The 16519-nt window shown below is 40.5% G+C and carries 22 protein-coding genes and 1 tRNA gene; 16 read left to right on the forward strand and 7 right to left on the reverse strand.

Going from position 1 to position 16519, the window contains the following annotated elements; all coding sequences use genetic code 11:
* The coding region (locus BM122_RS17020; RefSeq protein ID WP_143083503.1) for a transposase at positions 1 to 228 on the forward strand (228 nt) is incomplete at its 5' end.
* A gap of 93 nt (positions 229 to 321) precedes the next feature.
* Here BM122_RS17020 and secF read toward each other — a convergent pair.
* From secF to queA, 5 genes are all read right to left on the reverse strand, one after another.
* Positions 322 to 1254: a protein translocase subunit SecF gene (secF, locus tag BM122_RS17025; RefSeq protein ID WP_074906776.1), complete on the reverse strand. Its 933-nt coding sequence runs from the start codon at positions 1252 to 1254 to the stop codon at positions 322 to 324.
* 83 nt (positions 1255 to 1337) lie between these two features.
* Positions 1338 to 3182, reverse strand: a complete 1845-nt coding sequence (secD, locus tag BM122_RS17030) for a protein translocase subunit SecD (protein ID WP_074906777.1) — start codon at positions 3180 to 3182, stop codon at positions 1338 to 1340.
* Positions 3183 to 3256: 74 nt separating this feature from the next.
* Entirely contained in the window at positions 3257 to 3715 is a 459-nt protein-coding gene (gene yajC / locus BM122_RS17035; protein ID WP_074906778.1) for a preprotein translocase subunit YajC, read from the reverse strand.
* A gap of 52 nt (positions 3716 to 3767) precedes the next feature.
* On the reverse strand, positions 3768 to 4853 hold the full coding sequence (tgt, locus tag BM122_RS17040; RefSeq protein ID WP_074906779.1) for a tRNA guanosine(34) transglycosylase Tgt: 1086 nt from the start codon (positions 4851 to 4853) through the stop codon (positions 3768 to 3770).
* Positions 4850 to 5884: a tRNA preQ1(34) S-adenosylmethionine ribosyltransferase-isomerase QueA gene (queA, locus tag BM122_RS17045; RefSeq protein ID WP_074906780.1), complete on the reverse strand. Its 1035-nt coding sequence runs from the start codon at positions 5882 to 5884 to the stop codon at positions 4850 to 4852. Before queA ends, tgt begins: the two co-directional genes overlap by 4 nt.
* Before the next feature lie 318 nt (positions 5885 to 6202).
* On the opposite strand from queA, the gene BM122_RS17050 reads away from it, so the two are divergent.
* The 10 genes from BM122_RS17050 to BM122_RS22660 all read left to right on the forward strand — a co-directional run bounded on the left by BM122_RS17050 (position 6203) and on the right by BM122_RS22660 (position 10905).
* A tRNA-Leu gene (locus BM122_RS17050) sits at positions 6203 to 6289 on the forward strand.
* 164 nt (positions 6290 to 6453) lie between these two features.
* Positions 6454 to 6768, forward strand: coding sequence for an Arm DNA-binding domain-containing protein (locus BM122_RS25380; RefSeq protein WP_256212163.1), 315 nt, complete (start codon positions 6454 to 6456; stop codon positions 6766 to 6768).
* A 77-nt stretch (positions 6769 to 6845) separates the two neighbouring features.
* Positions 6846 to 7028, forward strand: coding sequence for a phage integrase central domain-containing protein (locus BM122_RS25385; protein ID WP_256212164.1), 183 nt, complete (start codon positions 6846 to 6848; stop codon positions 7026 to 7028).
* A 68-nt stretch (positions 7029 to 7096) separates the two neighbouring features.
* A complete protein-coding gene (locus BM122_RS25390) occupies positions 7097 to 7669 on the forward strand; it encodes a tyrosine-type recombinase/integrase (RefSeq protein ID WP_256212165.1) in 573 nt (190 codons plus the stop codon).
* A gap of 23 nt (positions 7670 to 7692) precedes the next feature.
* Complete coding sequence (locus BM122_RS17060) at positions 7693 to 8592, forward strand: DUF6387 family protein (protein WP_074906781.1); 900 nt, start codon at positions 7693 to 7695, stop codon at positions 8590 to 8592.
* 128 nt (positions 8593 to 8720) lie between these two features.
* The gene (locus BM122_RS17065) at positions 8721 to 8963 is read left to right on the forward strand and encodes a helix-turn-helix transcriptional regulator (RefSeq protein ID WP_074906782.1); all 243 of its coding nucleotides are present in this window, start codon (positions 8721 to 8723) and stop codon (positions 8961 to 8963) included.
* A gap of 1 nt (position 8964) precedes the next feature.
* Positions 8965 to 9261, forward strand: a complete 297-nt coding sequence (locus BM122_RS17070) for a helix-turn-helix domain-containing protein (RefSeq protein WP_074906783.1) — start codon at positions 8965 to 8967, stop codon at positions 9259 to 9261.
* Positions 9254 to 9394, forward strand: coding sequence for a hypothetical protein (locus tag BM122_RS23545; RefSeq protein ID WP_177198194.1), 141 nt, complete (start codon positions 9254 to 9256; stop codon positions 9392 to 9394). Before BM122_RS17070 ends, BM122_RS23545 begins: the two co-directional genes overlap by 8 nt.
* Before the next feature lie 3 nt (positions 9395 to 9397).
* Positions 9398 to 10171 carry a plasmid recombination protein gene (locus tag BM122_RS17075; protein ID WP_074906784.1) on the forward strand — a complete coding sequence of 258 codons (774 nt, stop codon included), beginning with the start codon at positions 9398 to 9400 and terminating at the stop codon, positions 10169 to 10171.
* Positions 10172 to 10248: 77 nt separating this feature from the next.
* Positions 10249 to 10905, forward strand: coding sequence for a hypothetical protein (locus tag BM122_RS22660; protein ID WP_074906785.1), 657 nt, complete (start codon positions 10249 to 10251; stop codon positions 10903 to 10905).
* Positions 10906 to 11235: 330 nt separating this feature from the next.
* Here BM122_RS22660 and BM122_RS17090 read toward each other — a convergent pair whose 3' ends face one another.
* Positions 11236 to 11694 carry a hypothetical protein gene (locus tag BM122_RS17090; protein ID WP_074906787.1) on the reverse strand — a complete coding sequence of 153 codons (459 nt, stop codon included), beginning with the start codon at positions 11692 to 11694 and terminating at the stop codon, positions 11236 to 11238.
* 967 nt (positions 11695 to 12661) lie between these two features.
* Between BM122_RS17090 and BM122_RS25395 the strand changes: the two genes are divergently transcribed.
* Together BM122_RS25395 and BM122_RS25400 are read left to right on the forward strand one after the other, a co-directional pair.
* The gene (locus tag BM122_RS25395) at positions 12662 to 13030 is read left to right on the forward strand and encodes a tyrosine-type recombinase/integrase (RefSeq protein ID WP_256212166.1); all 369 of its coding nucleotides are present in this window, start codon (positions 12662 to 12664) and stop codon (positions 13028 to 13030) included.
* 47 nt (positions 13031 to 13077) lie between these two features.
* A complete protein-coding gene (locus BM122_RS25400) occupies positions 13078 to 13878 on the forward strand; it encodes a tyrosine-type recombinase/integrase (protein WP_371264946.1) in 801 nt (266 codons plus the stop codon).
* Positions 13879 to 13956: 78 nt separating this feature from the next.
* On the opposite strand, the gene BM122_RS17100 is transcribed toward BM122_RS25400, so the two are convergent.
* Positions 13957 to 14415 (reverse strand): hypothetical protein, encoded by a 459-nt coding sequence (locus BM122_RS17100; protein ID WP_074906788.1) that lies wholly within the window; start codon positions 14413 to 14415, stop codon positions 13957 to 13959.
* Between the two features lie 923 nt (positions 14416 to 15338).
* On the opposite strand from BM122_RS17100, the gene BM122_RS17105 reads away from it, so the two are divergent.
* The 3 genes from BM122_RS17105 to BM122_RS17115 all read left to right on the forward strand — a co-directional run.
* Entirely contained in the window at positions 15339 to 15551 is a 213-nt protein-coding gene (locus BM122_RS17105; protein WP_074906789.1) for a hypothetical protein, read from the forward strand.
* 207 nt (positions 15552 to 15758) lie between these two features.
* Entirely contained in the window at positions 15759 to 16028 is a 270-nt protein-coding gene (locus BM122_RS17110; RefSeq protein ID WP_074906790.1) for a tyrosine-type recombinase/integrase, read from the forward strand.
* A gap of 222 nt (positions 16029 to 16250) precedes the next feature.
* The coding region (locus BM122_RS17115; RefSeq protein WP_074906149.1) for an IS630 transposase-related protein at positions 16251 to 16519 on the forward strand (269 nt) is incomplete at its 3' end.

Consider the following 16519-nt stretch of genomic DNA (forward strand, 5'->3'; position numbering starts at 1 on the left):
GAACAGATAACGAAGAAGGGGGTTCAGGCTGTGATACCGAGAAAGCGCAACTCGTTGAAGGGTAATGCAGATATGGATTGGGGTTTATATCAATATCGGCATTGGGTGGAGAATGCTTTTGCCAGGCTAAAACAGTATCGGGCAATAGCAACGCGATACGACAAACTGAAGCGAAATTACGAGAGTATGGTAGCCATAGCGTGTGGATATCTGTGGCTACCTATGTGAAATGTCAACAGACCCTAGTTATTCTACAGATATAGTGATATTGTACAAATCTTATCGTTCTTGCCTCATTCGATAAGTCCGAAATCTCTATGACTATGGTAAAGCCTCTTCTTGTTGCTTTTTCTCTGGTTTTACTAAATCCTCGCGTTTGACCCCTAGTAACATCAGAAGTGGACTTGCAACGAGCACAGAAGAGTAAATGCCAAACAAGATGCCGATGGTTAAAGCCAATGCAAAATAATACAATGTCTCACCACCAAAAAGAAGCATAGATACAACCACAGCCTGTGTACTCCCGTGAGTAATAATGGTACGAGACATTGTTCTCGTTATAGCATTATTAATAATTTGAGTTGCAGGTGCCTTACGCATCTTACGAAAATTTTCGCGAATGCGATCAAATACAACAACGGATTCATTTACTGAGTAGCCAAGAATAGCCAAGATTGCAGCAAGAACTGTAAGGGAGAACTCCCATTGAAAGTAAGCAAAAAAACCCAAAATAATAATCACATCATGCAAGTTTGCGATGATACCAGCAACACCAAATTTCCATTCAAAACGTATTGCTAAGTATGCTACGATGCCAAGTGAAACAAACAGTAAAGCTAATGCGCCATTCTCTAATAATTCATCGCCTACTTGAGGGCCGACAAATTCCACTCGACGTATTTGTATAGATTCATCCACTTCTTTAAGGGAAGCTATTACAGTTTCTGATAGTTTGGCGCTAGAAAACTGATGCTTGGCAGGTAATCTAATTAATACATCACGAGAAGTGCCAAAATTCTGTACTGAGGCATCAGGTATTCCGAGTGTAGCAAAGATTGATCTAATTTTATCGAGATTGGCGGGTTGGGCATAACTTACTTCAAGAACCGTTCCGCCGGTAAAATCAACCCCTAAGTTTAATCCTTTTGTAACAATAAAAAAAAGCGAGACAATAAAAGTTAATAATGAAATAGTAGTTGTATATTTCCCCCAACTCATAAAGGGGATATCACGTTCAAATTTAAAAAATTCCATAGTTTAAGAATCCTGATTAGCTATTTCAGATTAGACTTTCGTAGTTTCTGAGACGAGTAAAATTGAATATATGTCTATTGTCATTAACGCTTTACCACTTTGGGTTTCCAGACGGTACCAATTGAAATTTTTTCCAATTTACGATGCCCGCCATATATCAGGTTGACCATCGCACGAGAAACAGTTACTGCGGTGAACACAGAAGTTAGAATACCTAAACAAAGTACTACAGCAAACCCTTTAACTGGACCTGAACCAAAGGCAAATAATGCAATCCCTGCAATGAGTGTTGTAACATTTGAATCCACAATAGTCCCAAACGCTCGCTCATAGCCAGCATTAATGGCTAATTGTGGTGTTAAACCATTACGAAGCTCATCACGTATACGCTCATTTATAAGAACATTGGCATCAATCGCCATACCAACTGTAAGTGCAATAGCAGCCATTCCAGGAAGTGTTAATGTTGCTTGCAAAATAGAAAGGAGACTGATCAATAATAAAAGATTTGCCCCGAGCGAAAAAATAGAGATCACACCGATTACTCTATAATAAAGCATAATGAAGATAGCCACAGCCAGGAAACCAAACAATGTCGAATTGAATCCTCTGGTGATATTGTCTGCACCCAAACTAGGCCCTACCGTACGTTCTTCAATAATTTCCATTGGCGCAGCTAATGCACCAGCACGCAATAATAGAGCAACATCACGAGCTTCCACACTGCTCATTCGACCACTTATCTGAACGCGTCCACCGCCGATTTCTTCGCGGATAACAGGTGCAGTGACAACCTCTGCACGATTTTTCTCAACAAGTAAAATTGCCATACGTTTGCCGACATTATTTCGTGTCAACTGCTTGAAAATGCGTGCACCGTTGCTGTCAAGGGTAATGTGAACAGCTGGTTGATTGTCGTTATCAAACCCGGGCTGTGCATCCGTAATACGATCACCGGTCAGTAATATTTGCTTTTTTACTAGAATTGCGCCGCCGCCACGTTCAGTGAGAAGCTCGGTACCAAACGGAATTTGTCCTCTTAACGCTGCTTCAATATCGCTTTCATCATCTACCATCCTGATTTCCAGAGTGGCTGTTCTTCCCAGAATATCTTTTGCTTTGGCAGTATCCTGAACGCCGGGTAATTGCACAATGACACGATCGATACCAGCCTGCTGAATAACAGGCTCTGCCACACCGAGCTCATTCACACGATTACGCAATGTAGAAATGTTTTGTTGTATGGTGGCACTTTGCATACGTGTTTGTGCTTCTGGCTTAGTCGATACTAGCAGGCGGAAATCTCTTCCTGTATCCTGGGTGCGCAAATCCAGATCAGAATATATTTTCTTGAGTTCGGTTTCGGCTTTTGAACGTGATTGCTCATCTCTGAATTTGATAATGAGTTGCGAATCTTGTCGATCAAGGCCAGCAGATGATATTTTCTGTTCGCGTAAGGTGCTGCGAATATCGCTACTATAACGATCCAGCGCTTTGGTTAATGCACCATCCATATCCGTCTGCAGCAGGAAATGGACTCCGCCGCGTAAATCGAGCCCTAAATACATGGGTAATGCACCAATACTATTCAACCATTCTGGAGAATTCGGAATAAGATTGAGCGCTACAATGTAATCGGTGCCAAGCTCCATTTGCAGAATATCTCTTGCCTTAATTTGAACATCCGTATCAGCAAAACGAATTTTGATACTATTCCCTTCAACAAGTGTTCCTTCACTAATTAATCCATGTTTTTTAAGCGCACCTTCTATTTTCTGTAATAGTGGTAAGCCAGCCTCTGCCGTAATTCGTAGCGGTGAAATTTGTATTGCGGGTGATTCGCCATAAAAATTGGGTAAGGTATAAAGCAACCCAACAAGAAGCGTAATCGCAATAATCAAATTTTTCCAGAGAGGATAGCGGTTCATGGTGTTAAAAATGAATTTAAAAAAGGGAAAAAAGGGGGGTAAATCAAACTAATTTTTAATTTTTATTGAATTTTTCAACTTTTGTCGCTACTATCTTTTTGCGACTCGTTAAGAGGTGCTACGCTGGTATTCTCATCGCTACTTTCCTGAATGTCGCTTGCTTTTTGTGCTCTATTATTTTTAAGCGCTTTATTACTTTTGCCTGTATCAATACTTTTTAGTGTGCCTTTGGGCAATAAGGTTTGCACGCCAGCCTTGAGTACTGTGATTTCAACATTAGGTGCTATTTCCACCATAATATAGTGTTCTCCCACACTCGTGACACGGCCTAGTTCGCCCCCACTAATGATAATTTCATCGCCTTTTTGCAATCCTTCTCTCATTAGCTTTTGTTCTTTGACGCGCTTAGATTGCGGGCGAATCAACAAAAAATAAAAAATAACAAGAATTCCAATTAACGGTAGGAGACTCATTAAGCTTGGTTCAGCTTGAGCGCTATTAGCAGCTTGAGCAAAGGCTTCACTAATCAACATGATGTTTTCTCCCGTAAAAAGATTAAAAACGGTATTTTAGCACGCTGTAGCATTATGCTTGAAATTCTCGTTGGTATTGTTCAAATTGGCCTAACTCAATTGCGTTGCGAATTTCGCTCATGAGCTGCTGATAGTAATAAAGGTTATGTAGCGTGTTCAGGCGTGCGCCAAGAATCTCGTTTGTTCGTTGTAAATGATGTAAGTAAGCACGCGTAAAATGACGGCAAGTATAGCAGGGGCATTGTTCATCTGGTGATGAGGTATCCAGGCGATATCGACTATTCCGTAATTTAATAATGCCATTTCGTGTATAGAGCCAGCCATTGCGCGCATTGCGTGTAGGTAAAACACAGTCAAACATATCAATGCCTTGTGCGACCGCATGGACGATATCTGCTGGCGTACCCACTCCCATCAAGTATCTGGGTTTATCAGGTGGCAATTGAGGTGCGACGTGAGTAAGTATACGCTGCATGTCTGCTTTGGGTTCGCCTACAGACAAGCCGCCAATAGCGTAACCATCAAAACCTATCTTCTGTAAATCAGCGAGAGATTGGTCACGCAAATTCTCATGCATTCCTCCCTGAACAATACCAAAAAGTGCGTTAGGATTGCCATCGTGTGCACGTTTTGATCGTTCCGCCCAACGTAAGCTAAGTTCCATAGAGGCTTTTGCAATCGGAATATCAACTGGATAGGGGGTGCATTCATCAAAAATCATGACAACATCAGAGTTGAGTATACGCTGAATACGCATGGATTCTTCAGGAGTTAAGAAACACATATCACCATTTACCGGTGAACGGAATGCTACACCTTTCTCGTTAATTTTACGTAATTTACCGAGACTAAAAACCTGGAAGCCGCCTGAATCAGTGAGTATTGGACCATTCCATCCCATGAAACGATGTAGCCCTCCATGTGTTTCAATAACGTCTAAACCAGGTCGTAACCATAAATGGAAAGTATTGCCTAATATTATTTTTGCATTAATTTCCTGTAATTCAGTTGGTGATACAGTTTTGACTGCCCCATATGTTCCTACTGGCATGAAAGCAGGTGTTTCCACCTTACCGTGGGGAAATGTCAATATTCCCCGTCTGGCACTATTATCAACGTTATGCAACTTAAATTTCATGCTTTTCTTTCGATAAGCATGGCATCACCATAACTAAAGAAGTGATAGCGTTGGCTAATGGCATGCTGATAAGCGCAACGAATATTTTCCATGCCTGCAAAAGCAGATACCATCATAAGTAAGGTAGAACGTGGTAAATGAAAGTTTGTAAGCAATCGATCAACGATGCGGAAGTTAAAACCAGGTGTAATAAAAAGGTTGGTTTCACCATACCCTGACTTAAGTTCACCATTATTGGCATTAGCACAAGCTTCCAAGGCACGCAATGAGGTGCTGCCGACTGCTAGCACGCGATTACCCATATGCTTGGCTTGTTGAATGGCATCGATCGTTTCTGCTGGTATATAATAAAACTCTGTATGCATTTGATGATTCAATATATTTTCAGTTCGAACAGGTTGAAATGTTCCAGCGCCGACATGTAAAGTTACATAGGTGATTATTACACCCATTTCATGCAATTTTACTAACATTGCTTCATCAAAATGTAACCCTGCGGTAGGCGCAGCGACAGCACCCACCTCTTTTGCAAAAATCGTCTGATAACGTTCTTCATCCAGCTGTGTGGCTTGTCGCTCAATATAAGGTGGTAATGGCAGATTACCGTATTGTTCTAGTAGCTCAGTGGCTGGGAGTTCATGTACAAAGTGCAGTATATAGAAATTTTGTTCATACCCTTGAACAACTGCATTAATTTTGTTCCCCAGCAATAAACTTGATCCGATTTGGGGAGCATGACTGGCACGTATCATTGCCAAGACATGATGGGAATCTAGCACTCGTTCTACCATTACTTCTATCTTGCCGCCGGTCTGCTTGATACCCCATAGCCGCGCTTTGATCACTCGAGTATTATTAAAAACAATTACATCACCCGCGCGCAGATATGTTATTAGATCAACGAATAATGCATCTTGCAATTTGTTACTCGGACTATCCAAATAGAGTAAGCGGCTGTCTGCTCGCTGCTGAGGCGGAAACTGCGCAATCAAATCATTGGGTAGAAAAAAATCAAAATCCTGAATTTTCATTGCCCGTATTATACAGGTGTGCTTAAGCTATTCGCACGTGTCACCGTACTTTAATATATGCTGTGCTTAGGGCAGATTATTTTTTAATTAAAACTGCTGCAATAATGAAAATGTAAAAAGATCTATTTCATAATATTCAGGTAACTGCATTGTGAGATATTGTTTGTATTTTGTCTATATCTCATTGATATTTCTTGTTATTTAGTTTAATTTTATTTGTTCTTGAATCACATGCTGCAATTTTTTCACAAGCACTAGGTTGCTGTACCTGCTATTTTCAGTAATAATTGCGCCTCACCCGAAATAAAATAAGCGGCGGCCGGGATGGCGGAATTGGTAGACGCACGGGACTCAAAATCCCGCGATGGTGACATCATGGGGGTTCGATTCCCCCTTCCGGCACCAAATAATCATTTCAACAAACCTCAAATCGTATCAAGTCCATTGAAATTACTAGCTTTCATCGGCAATGAAAGATTCTTATAGCATCATAACGTATCTGGACGTACCGTCAAATTAACGGTATTTTTGACGGTACTTTTAGATACCGTCATGTGAGGTACCGTCAAATGCTTACAGATACCGCAGTACGTAACGCTAAACCAAAAGACAAGCCCTACAAAATAGCTGACAGTGGCGGCTTATATTTGCTGGTGAAATCCGCTGGAAAGTATTGGCGCATGGATTACCGATATGCAGACAAACGCAAAACGCTAGCTATCGGTGTTTATCCAACAGTTACCCTTACTGCTGCACGTAAGAAAAGAGATGAGGCGCGTGAGCTACTCACTAAGGAAGTTGATCCTGCATTGGCGAAAGCTGTCAATAAGCAAGTTAAGAAGCACGCCAATGAAAACACCTTTCAGGCCATTGCACTTGAATGACACCTCAAACAGTCAACTACTTGGGCTGAGTCTACCAGCGCCAACATAAAACGATGCCTGGAAGCGGATATATTCCCTTGGCTAGCAATCGACCAATCAAAGATATTAACGCACCTGAATTGCTGGCAGTGCTACGCAAAATAGAAAGCCGTGGGGCGCATGAGAAAGCGCAACGGGCAAGGGAATATGTGGGACGGGTATATATTTTAGATATGCCATTCAAACCGGGCGCGCTGAACGTGATCCTAGCGGCGATTTAAGGGGGGCATTAACACCAGTTAAAGCAAAACATCATGCTAGTATTACCGACCCTAAAGCTATTGGTGCATTGCTACGCTCAATCAGTGGTTTTGTAGGTTCCTATACTACTAAATGTGCGCTGCAGCTTGCTCCGCTGGTATTCGTGCGACCCGGTGAATTACGCTATGCGGAATGGACAGAAATTAATTTTGATAAAAAAGAGTGGCGCATACCCGGTAACAAAATGAAGATGGGTGAGCAACATATCATCCCATTATCACATCAAGCAATTGAGATATTAGAAGCTATTCACCTATTAACAGGGAATGGGAAATATATCTTTCCGAGCATAAGAAGTACCGTCAGACCCATGAGTGAAAATACCGTCAACGCAGCTTTAAGGCGCATGGGTTACGAAAAAGATGGAATGACCGGACATGGCTTTAGAAGCATGGCTAGTACGTTATTACATGAACATGGCTGGCCACATGAAGCTATAGAACGACAGTTAGCCCATGCAGAACGAAATAAGATAGCGGCTGTAAACAATCATGCAGAACATCTACCAAAAAGAAGAGAAATGATGCAATGGTGGGCGGATTATTTGGAGAGTTTGGTTATGGGTGCCAAGGTTTTGAATTTCAAAAATAAACTTGAATAGAGTTTTTATATTAAAGGAACACGATGGAGATTTGGAGAAAAATTCCTTCTTGGTTTAAGTTAGAAAACTACAGTGAGTCTGCTAATTTTACTTCCAAGGAATGGCTAGAACAAATACTCATGAGACTAAATCATTCTGATATTCTAATAAATCCTGATAATTATCTAAATAAATTAGAACCTGATGATTTTAGGGCGGCTGTGGAAGAAAGATTAAAGTTTTTTAATTCCATGAAAATCGATCCATTTCCTACTCTTATCAGTGCTTGCTGTGAGCTTGATGAAATTTATGAGAACCTTAAAAAACCAGATGGAGAATATAAACCTGAGGGAGAATATAAACATAAATTTGCTAGTGTCCAAGAGCTTAGCGAATACACGGCATATTCTTTTCTTATAAATTCAAGCAAAAAAGCTGAAATTGAAAATGATTGTTCAATCTTTAGCCATTCAACTGAATATGAAGATTGGATTAACGAAATTAAACGCAATTTAGAAATTAGAGGGAAGTACAGTCAGCCTATTGCAAATTTTGCCCAGTACGAAAATACAAAATTTCTTGAGATTGATCTTTACGCGAGTGATGAGCAAATTTTAAAAGAATTTAAAAACTGGTTAATTGATACCAGAAAATCTTCCAATAACTTTATGAAATATCAGTTTTCTACTAAAGATTTTGAAGATTGGCATGATTCAAAACTCCTGCCTTATTGGGATTTGACAATGATTGCAACTATTGAAAATGCAACTATTCCCAATCATGTTATAGGTGAAGCATTGTTTCCCAATGAATATGGTGTTGATCTTGCCGAGCGAATTAGAAAAAGTATCAAAAAAAAATGTCAACTTATCTTTTCAGCAGCAGCATTAAACGCTTTAAGAGCGCAGGCAGCTTCTGAAGAATTGCAAGGGAATAATTTCTGAAAAAATATTTCCGGAATAATAGTTATATAAAATAGCTCCGGAAATCAAAATGATAATTTTCTTCCCTCGAAACTCACAAATCATGTAATTAAACTTCATGTCACCTTAAATTAAATCAAGAGGTGACAATGACTAGTAGCAAATCGCAATTAATCCCAGAAGCTTTAAGAAACTTTGATCAGCTCCCCGATACTGCCAATGTAAGACAGCCAGTAGTTCGAGCTTTATATGCATGTTCATCGGCCAGTATTTGGCGAGGTGTAAAGGCAGGTCGTATTCCTAAACCCCGTAAATTATCACCACGCACTACCTGCTGGAACGTCGGGGAATTGCGCGCAGCATTGGCATTAACTGGAAATCAAGGGGCATAACATGGATAAAAAAATACCGCCCCATAAAGAAGCGGCTTTTCAAGATATCAATAAGCAGTTTACAGGTGATGACGCAAAACAGCAATGCGCCCGTTTATTAAAAGCTTTGAGTTTATTCAGCATCAATACATTTGAAGCAAGCAGAGGATTAGGTATTTACCATCCACCCGCACGAATATTACAACTGCGTCAAAAAGGCCATTGCATCGATACAGTATGGCAAGTCATCGAAGCAGAAAATGGCGATAAACACCGTGTCGGCTGCTATGTGTTACGAAAGGGTGAATGTCATGAATGAGACATGGCTAGAACGTCTGGAAATGCTGTTAGCAGGCTATTCTCACCTTGGGATAGGCTCTGATGTGGCTTCACTTAATTCAAGTGAGCTTTGGGCGCTATATCTTTACTTATCCCGGCTAGCGGATGAATAAGCAATGGCAGCAAGCCACCTACTGAGACTTGGTAAGGTGAAAGGCAAGAATGGTATTCTGAACGCATTGAAACACAATAAACGCACATTGCAAGCAGAACGCGGCGCAGGTGCAAATATTGATGCGTTTAGAACGCCATTCAACTATTCATTAACCAATACTGATACTGCGGAGCAAATAGACCGTACTGCAAAAGTATTGCTGGTTCAGGCTGGCATCGATAAGCCCCGCATTAATCAGGTGATGGCATTAGAGATTATTTTCAGCTTGCCTGTGGACCGACACGAACAGGACACCCAACCATTCTTTAAAGATTGCCTGGAATGGGTTAAGCAACAAATACCGGGTGTGTTGCTATCCTTTGATGTTCATCTGGACGAAAGCGCACCCCATGCCCATGCACTGATTCTGCCTTTAGTAAATAACAAAATGCAGGGTAATCAAATCATGGGCGGCAAAGGTAATTTGCTTAGATTGATTAACCAATTCCATTTGGATGTTGCGCGGCACTATGGGTTAAGCAGAAATGAAACTAAACGTCTTACCAGTAATGACAAAGTATTTATTGAGAAGCAAGTTTTATTAAAACTGAATACTGACCCAGTCATGAAATCTATTATCTGGCCATGTGTACGTGATGCCATCCACAGTGACCCATTACCCTATGCCCAATTGTTAGGGATCGAACAAACACAACAGGGCACCAAAACTAAAAGAAGATCATTTGCAGCAATCATGACTTCCAAAGGAAAGGGAAAAGAAACAAATGCTATATAGCGTTTTAGCTAGCAAATAATAAAAACACTATCCTGTGTATAGCATTTCACCTACCAATCATTGCAAATAGAACAAACATGGCAATTAACAGGAAGCCCAAAATACCCACAAATAAGAGCACAAAAACACTTAATGTCACTTTGAAGAAAGGCGAAAACCAAGAGCGCAAGTTTGCTGAGATCAAGTTATCACCTACTATCTTAAATACCATAACAGCACAGACATTCATCAAACCTCTTGCGGGTGAAATTGGCCTGGAAGAAGCAGTTATGGTGATGAATGAAAAAGCTGAGAAGGTTAATAACGGTGATTTGAGCGATCTAGAAGCAACGCTTACGGCACAAGTTGTTTCATTAAACTCAATATTCAATGCGATGGCGAATCATGCAGCCGATAACATGGGACAATATTTAAATGCAGCAGAAAGTTATATGCGGCTGGCACTTAAAGCCCAAGCACAATGCGCCAGGACAATTGAAATATTGGCAGCAATTAAAACCCCGCCTGTAGTATTTGCCAAGCAGGCCAATATTGCACATGGACACCAGCAAATAAACAACGATCCATCTTATACGCACGCTGGGAAATCTATTAATTCTTCAAACGAACTATTAAGCGAGGCTAATCATGCGCCACTGGACACCGGAGGAACGATTGAGACAGGCAGAGTTAATCAGGAATTGGCAACCGTGGAAACATTCGACCGGGGCAAAAACGCCAGCAGGCAAAGCTAACTCAAGCCAGAATGCTTATAAGCATGGAATTAGCAAGCTACAGAAGAAATTGAGTTGGCTATTGAATGAACAAAAGAAGCTGATTGACGCGGTTAGTTAGTTTTTAATATCTAAAGATCTCCTAAAGTTTCAGAAATAAGATTCGTTATAAGTATTTCATGGCGTATTTGTCATGAATCAATTTCTCTAATGTGAAATAGAATTCCCCATCAGATTTAGTGTCCGTCTGATGGGGTTTTTCTTGTCTATTCACTCGGGCAATTCAAACCTAATTCAAATTTTAGAAATGCAAAATTGGTACAGGCTGAGATAGCCCGCACTTGGCGAGCATCATCTGTCTATTTTCTTTTTAATCTTATCTTTTAGATTCTTCTTCCTTAGCAGTTGTTGTACTGGTTTTAATGCTGCTGGCGTTTTATTGCACCGCGGATCAATAACAAAGCTGGTTTGGTCAAACTTACGCCATGCACCTGTAACAGCGCCATCGACCACAAGTATTGAGATGATGCCCAAATCAATAAACATACCAAGCAAAGTGGTAGTATCGAATGATTTTGAAGCTGAAATAGAAGCAGGAATACAGCCTTCCTTGCGTGCAGTAATCACGTATTCTTCTTTTTTCTTAAAGACTGTAATGCCATTACCGCGTCCAATAAAAGCTTCATTCACATAGAGATCAACATCTGGCTGTTTGCCTCGTATTACCACTTGCTGCGATGTGCCATGGAATGTGGAAGCACAGCCTGATAACAACGTAATTGCAGTTAACAACGATATAGCTTTTTTCATCGATTCACCTTTCAAAAGGCTAATAAAAACCCGCACGAAGCAGGTCTATCGAGAGCTATATTTCTGCCCAAATGCGATGCAATAATACATCTTCTCACATTTAAAGTGATTATTTTATAAAGGGATAGGATAAGCCACCCCTCTTTCTTCTTTGTTGCTTTCTTTTTGATGAGCGGGGCGGCATCAATCTCTACAGCTCTAATTTTCAGTACCGTAGTCAGTCCAAATTTTCATACGTGCAAAACAAAAAACGGTTTTTTTAATGGGAGGGGACTATTTCAATCTCTACAGCTTTTAGATTTATGTACCGCAGTTTACTATTTCTTCGCTAAACGTCTCCAAAAAAAGTAAAAAAGCTGAAATACTTTTTTTGATATATCGAGGATCAAGCAAAAGCCTGACAAAACATGAAGCTTTTCAAAACCAAAGTATTGAGTAAAGCTTAACGAGGCTATAAACGCGCTAAGATTGCGTTAGAAGATTTATTTTCTGGTGGGAATGTAGTTCATATATGCGCTCTATTCTTTTTATCCTAAAGCTGCAGAAATAAAAGCCGTTAAAAGTAATTCATGATGTAGCATTTGTTATGAATCTCTCCTCTCTAATGTAATGTGAAACAAAGCCCTCACTAGATTTCGTAGCTATACGGTGGGGGTTTTCTTATATACAGATTTTGCAATCGATTCCAGAGAACCAATTGCAAAAAATACCTGTCCAACAAAAAAAATTGACGGTACTTTTGACGGTACTTTTAAAAATCAAAAAAATATAATCATTATCTATCAGTAAGTTATTTATATTTTGCGGTTACCCCTCCCAAGCATTTCAAGCAGTATCTCATCGCATCAAATCCCTTAAATTTACTAGCTTTCAAACAGACTGGTAGTTTCCTGTAGCATCACAACGTATCTAGACATACCATCAAAATGACGGTACTTTTAAATACCGTTATATGAGATACCGTCAAATGCTTACAGATACCGCAATACGTAACGCTAAGCCAAAAGACAAGCCCTACAAAATGGCTGACAGTGGCGGCTTATATTTACTGGTGAAGTCTGCCGGGAAGTATTGGCGCATGCATTACCGATATGCAGACAAACGGAAAACACTGGCTATCGGCGTTTATCCAACTGTTAACCTTCTCTCTGCACGTAAGAAAAGAGATGAAGCACGGGACTTGCTAATTAAGGAAATTGACCCGGTACTGGTGAAAGCCATCAGTAAACAAGTCAAGAAATATGCCCACGAAAACACATTCCAAACTATAGCACTTGAATGGCACGCTAAACAATCAGCTACTTGGGCAGAGTCAACTAGCCTAGCGCCAATATAAAACGATGCTTAGAAGCAGATATATTCCCCTGGTTAGGTAATCGATCAATCAAAGATATTAATGCGCCTGAATTGCTGGCCGTACTGCGTAAAATAGAAAGCCGTGGCGCTCACGAGAAAGCGCAACGGACACGGGAATACGTCGGCCGGGTGTGTTTAGATAGATATGCCACTCAAACCGGCCGCGCTGAACGTGATACTAGTGGCGATTTGAGGGGAGCATTAGCGCCAGTTAAATCAAAGCATCATGCCAGCATTACTGACCCTAAGGCTATTGGAGCATTGCTACGCTCAATCAATAGCTTTGCTGGCTCATATACTACTAAATGTGCGTTACAGCTTGCCCTATTGGTATTCGTCAGACCGGGTGAACTACGTCAAGCAGAATGGGTAGAGATTAATTTTGATAAAAAAGAGTGGCGCATACCCAGCCATAAAATGGAGATGAGTGAACAACATATCATCCCATTATCACGTCAAGCAATTGAGATACTAGAAGACATTCAACCATTAACAGGACATGGTAAATATATCTTTCCAAGCATAAGAAGTACCAGCAGACCCATAAGCGAAAATACCATTAATGCAGCATTAAGACGCATGGGTTATGAAAAAGATGAAATGACAGGGCATGGTTTTCGCAGCATGGCTAGTACGTTATTACATGAGCATGGCTGGCCGCATGAAGCGATAGAACAGCAATTAGCCCATGCAGAACGTAACAAGGTATCAGCTAGCTATAACTTTGCTGAACACCTGCCTAAGCGGCGAGAAATGATGCAATGGTGGGCGGATTATTTGGAGAGTTTGTTTATAGGTGCCAAAGTTGTGAATTTTCAAAAAAATTGATTGGAATCTTCAGACTACAGGAATAAGATGGAGACTTGGAGAAAACTTCAGGCTGAGATAGCCCGCGCTTGGCGGGCATCATCTGTATATTTTCTCTTTAATCTTATCTTTTAGGTTCTTCTTTCTTAGCAGTTGTTGTAGTGGTTTTGATGCTGCTGGCGTTTTATCGCACTGCGGATCAATAACAAAGCTGGTTTGGTCAAACTTACGCCATGCGCCTGTACCAGCGCCATCGACCACAAGTATTGAGATGATGCCCAAATCAATAAACATACCAAGCAAAGTGGTGGCATCGAATGATTTTGAAGCTGGAATAGAAACCGGAATACAGCCTTCCTTGCGTGCAGTAACCACGTATTCTCTTTTTTTCTTAAAGGTTGTGATGCTATTACCGCGTCCAATAAAGTCTTCATTCACATAGAGATCAACGTCTGGCTGATTGCTTCGGATTGCTACTTGCTGCGATGTGCCATGAAATATGGAAGCACAGCCTGATAACAACGTAATTGCAGTTAACAACGGTATGGCTTTTTTCATTGATTCCTCTTCCAAAGCTAGTAAAAGCCCGCATGAATCAGGTTATCGAGTGCTATATTTTTGCCTAAAAGCTATGCAATATTCCCTTTTTTTCACATCAAATCAAGCAATATCTCCAATACACTACAATTTTTTTAAGATGTTTATTTCATAAAGAAATAGGATAAAACATCCTCTTTCTTTCTTCATTGTTGTTCGCTTTTTGATGAATAGGGCAGCATCAATCTCTACAGCTTTTAGATTTATGTACCGCAACTTGCTATTTCTTCGCTAAACGTCTCAAAAAAGTAAAAAAGCTGAATACTTTTTTTATGTGTCGAGGGGAAGCAAAAGCCTGATAAAACCTGAAACCTTTCAAATCCAACGCAGATATTGAGTAAGGTTTAACGAAGCTATAAACGGACTAGGTCTACGTTAGAGCGTTTTTTTATATGTGCTCTACTCTTTTTTTTCTAAAGTTTCAAAAATAAGGGTCGTTTAAAGTATTTCATGACTTAGCATCTGTTATGAATCTCTCTAATGTGAAATAAAACCCCCACTAGATATCGTCCTATTTAGTGAGGGTTTTCTTATGTACTGCTTAAAGATAGCAAATGGTTCCAGAGAACCAATAGGAAAAGATACCCGCTGACCTTTAAGCCTGGCTGGCTTGTTTGATTAGAGCGGCTAATACCCAATAAAGAAATTTGACGGTATTTTTAAAATCCTAAAAATAAATATCATTATATTTCAATGATATTTACTTACTTTTAGGTTACCCCTCCCGTCAAGTTTGAATTTGCAGCATTTCATAAGAATTGATAATTTCCTATATCCTATAGTATCACGGCGTATCTGGAATACCTTTAAATGCTCACAGATACTGCACAATCCACCGGAAGTTCTGGCGTATGGGATCGATATGCAAGCAAGCATAAAACGCCTTGTTATCGGGTCTATCTGCTGTTACCCTTCCCACTGCATACAAGAAAAGAGATGAAGCACCGAATTTGCTGACTATGGACGTTGACCCGGCGTTAGTCAAAGTCGTCAATGAGCAAAACAAGCGGCACGGCTTGACTCGCTGGTTTTCCGTTCGATCAGGTGAACTACGTCAAGCGGGATGGGCAGAGATCGATTTTGATAAGAAAGAATAGCGTATACTCGGCCATAAAATGAAGATAAAAAACAGCACGTTGTTCCTTATCGCGTCAAGCAATTAAGGTTTTAGAAGCCATTCAACTATTATAGCGTAACCAGTTAAGAATGATTCAGAATATATAGAATTTGAAGAGCATCTCAACGGTTTGGTTGTGTTGTTTACGCAGTGCTTTGGCGTATGCCCATTTGTGCTAGATGAGACAATGAGAATACCCTTTGAATTATTTCTAGCTGGTTTTGCTATAACAGGGAATAGGAAATATATTTTTCCAAGCATAAAAAGTACCGTCAGACCAATGTCAGAAAATACCGTCAATGCAGCACTCAGGCTTATGGGTTATGAAAAAGATGAAATGACCGGGCACGGTTTCCACAGCATGGATTCAACCCTGCTTCATGAGCATGGCTGGCCACATGAAGCGATTGAACGGCAGCTGGCACATGGGGTATGTGAAGGTATCAGCTGCATATAATCATAATCATGCTGATCATCTACCTAAGCATCGCGAGACGATGTAATGATGGGCGGATTATCTGGGTGAACTAGCAGCCGACGCTAAAGTGATAAGCTATCATAAATCTTAATTTACATGTTAAATTTCACTTAGCTGACTCCATAAATAAAAAATTACCAATAAGGCAAGGCAATACTTGCACCTATAGCACAACCAGATAATTTTGATTATAATTTAAAGATGGCCTATTCACTGGATTTCCGCCGTAAAGTCCTGTCTGTTAGAGAGAAAAAAGGACTTACGATAGCCGAGGTGGCGGCCCGGTTTGATGTTGGCGTGGCGAGCGTGACGCGTTGGGTTAAGAACATCCATCGTAAACCTCAAGGGTTTCGCCAACGCAAGATTGATCTTGATGTGTTGCGGCAGGATATTCGCGATTATCCTGATGCTTATCAGTACGAGCGGGCAAAACGTTTGGGTGTGGCGCAAAACGCTATTTTTCTGGCGCT

The organism is Nitrosomonas communis (assembly GCF_900114745.1).
GTDB lineage: Bacteria > Pseudomonadota > Gammaproteobacteria > Burkholderiales > Nitrosomonadaceae > Nitrosomonas > Nitrosomonas communis_A.

Coding starts and splice junctions, on each gene's coding strand:
- queA (WP_074906780.1), bottom strand. CDS start 5,884: ATGAAAATTCAGGATTTTGATTTTTTTCTACCCAATGATTTGATTGCG.
- BM122_RS25380 (WP_256212163.1), top strand. CDS start 6,454: ATGCTTACAGATACCGCAGTACGTAACGCTAAACCAAAAGACAAGCCC.
- BM122_RS17075 (WP_074906784.1), top strand. CDS start 9,398: ATGGCAGCAAGCCACCTACTGAGACTTGGTAAGGTGAAAGGCAAGAAT.
- secD (WP_074906777.1), bottom strand. CDS start 3,182: ATGAACCGCTATCCTCTCTGGAAAAATTTGATTATTGCGATTACGCTT.
- BM122_RS17060 (WP_074906781.1), top strand. CDS start 7,693: ATGGAGATTTGGAGAAAAATTCCTTCTTGGTTTAAGTTAGAAAACTAC.
- BM122_RS17110 (WP_074906790.1), top strand. CDS start 15,759: ATGAGAATACCCTTTGAATTATTTCTAGCTGGTTTTGCTATAACAGGG.
- BM122_RS17065 (WP_074906782.1), top strand. CDS start 8,721: ATGACTAGTAGCAAATCGCAATTAATCCCAGAAGCTTTAAGAAACTTT.
- BM122_RS23545 (WP_177198194.1), top strand. CDS start 9,254: ATGAATGAGACATGGCTAGAACGTCTGGAAATGCTGTTAGCAGGCTAT.
- yajC (WP_074906778.1), bottom strand. CDS start 3,715: ATGTTGATTAGTGAAGCCTTTGCTCAAGCTGCTAATAGCGCTCAAGCT.
- BM122_RS25395 (WP_256212166.1), top strand. CDS start 12,662: ATGCTTACAGATACCGCAATACGTAACGCTAAGCCAAAAGACAAGCCC.
- BM122_RS17100 (WP_074906788.1), bottom strand. CDS start 14,415: ATGAAAAAAGCCATACCGTTGTTAACTGCAATTACGTTGTTATCAGGC.
- secF (WP_074906776.1), bottom strand. CDS start 1,254: ATGGAATTTTTTAAATTTGAACGTGATATCCCCTTTATGAGTTGGGGG.
- BM122_RS17090 (WP_074906787.1), bottom strand. CDS start 11,694: ATGAAAAAAGCTATATCGTTGTTAACTGCAATTACGTTGTTATCAGGC.
- BM122_RS17070 (WP_074906783.1), top strand. CDS start 8,965: ATGGATAAAAAAATACCGCCCCATAAAGAAGCGGCTTTTCAAGATATC.
- tgt (WP_074906779.1), bottom strand. CDS start 4,853: ATGAAATTTAAGTTGCATAACGTTGATAATAGTGCCAGACGGGGAATA.
- BM122_RS22660 (WP_074906785.1), top strand. CDS start 10,249: ATGGCAATTAACAGGAAGCCCAAAATACCCACAAATAAGAGCACAAAA.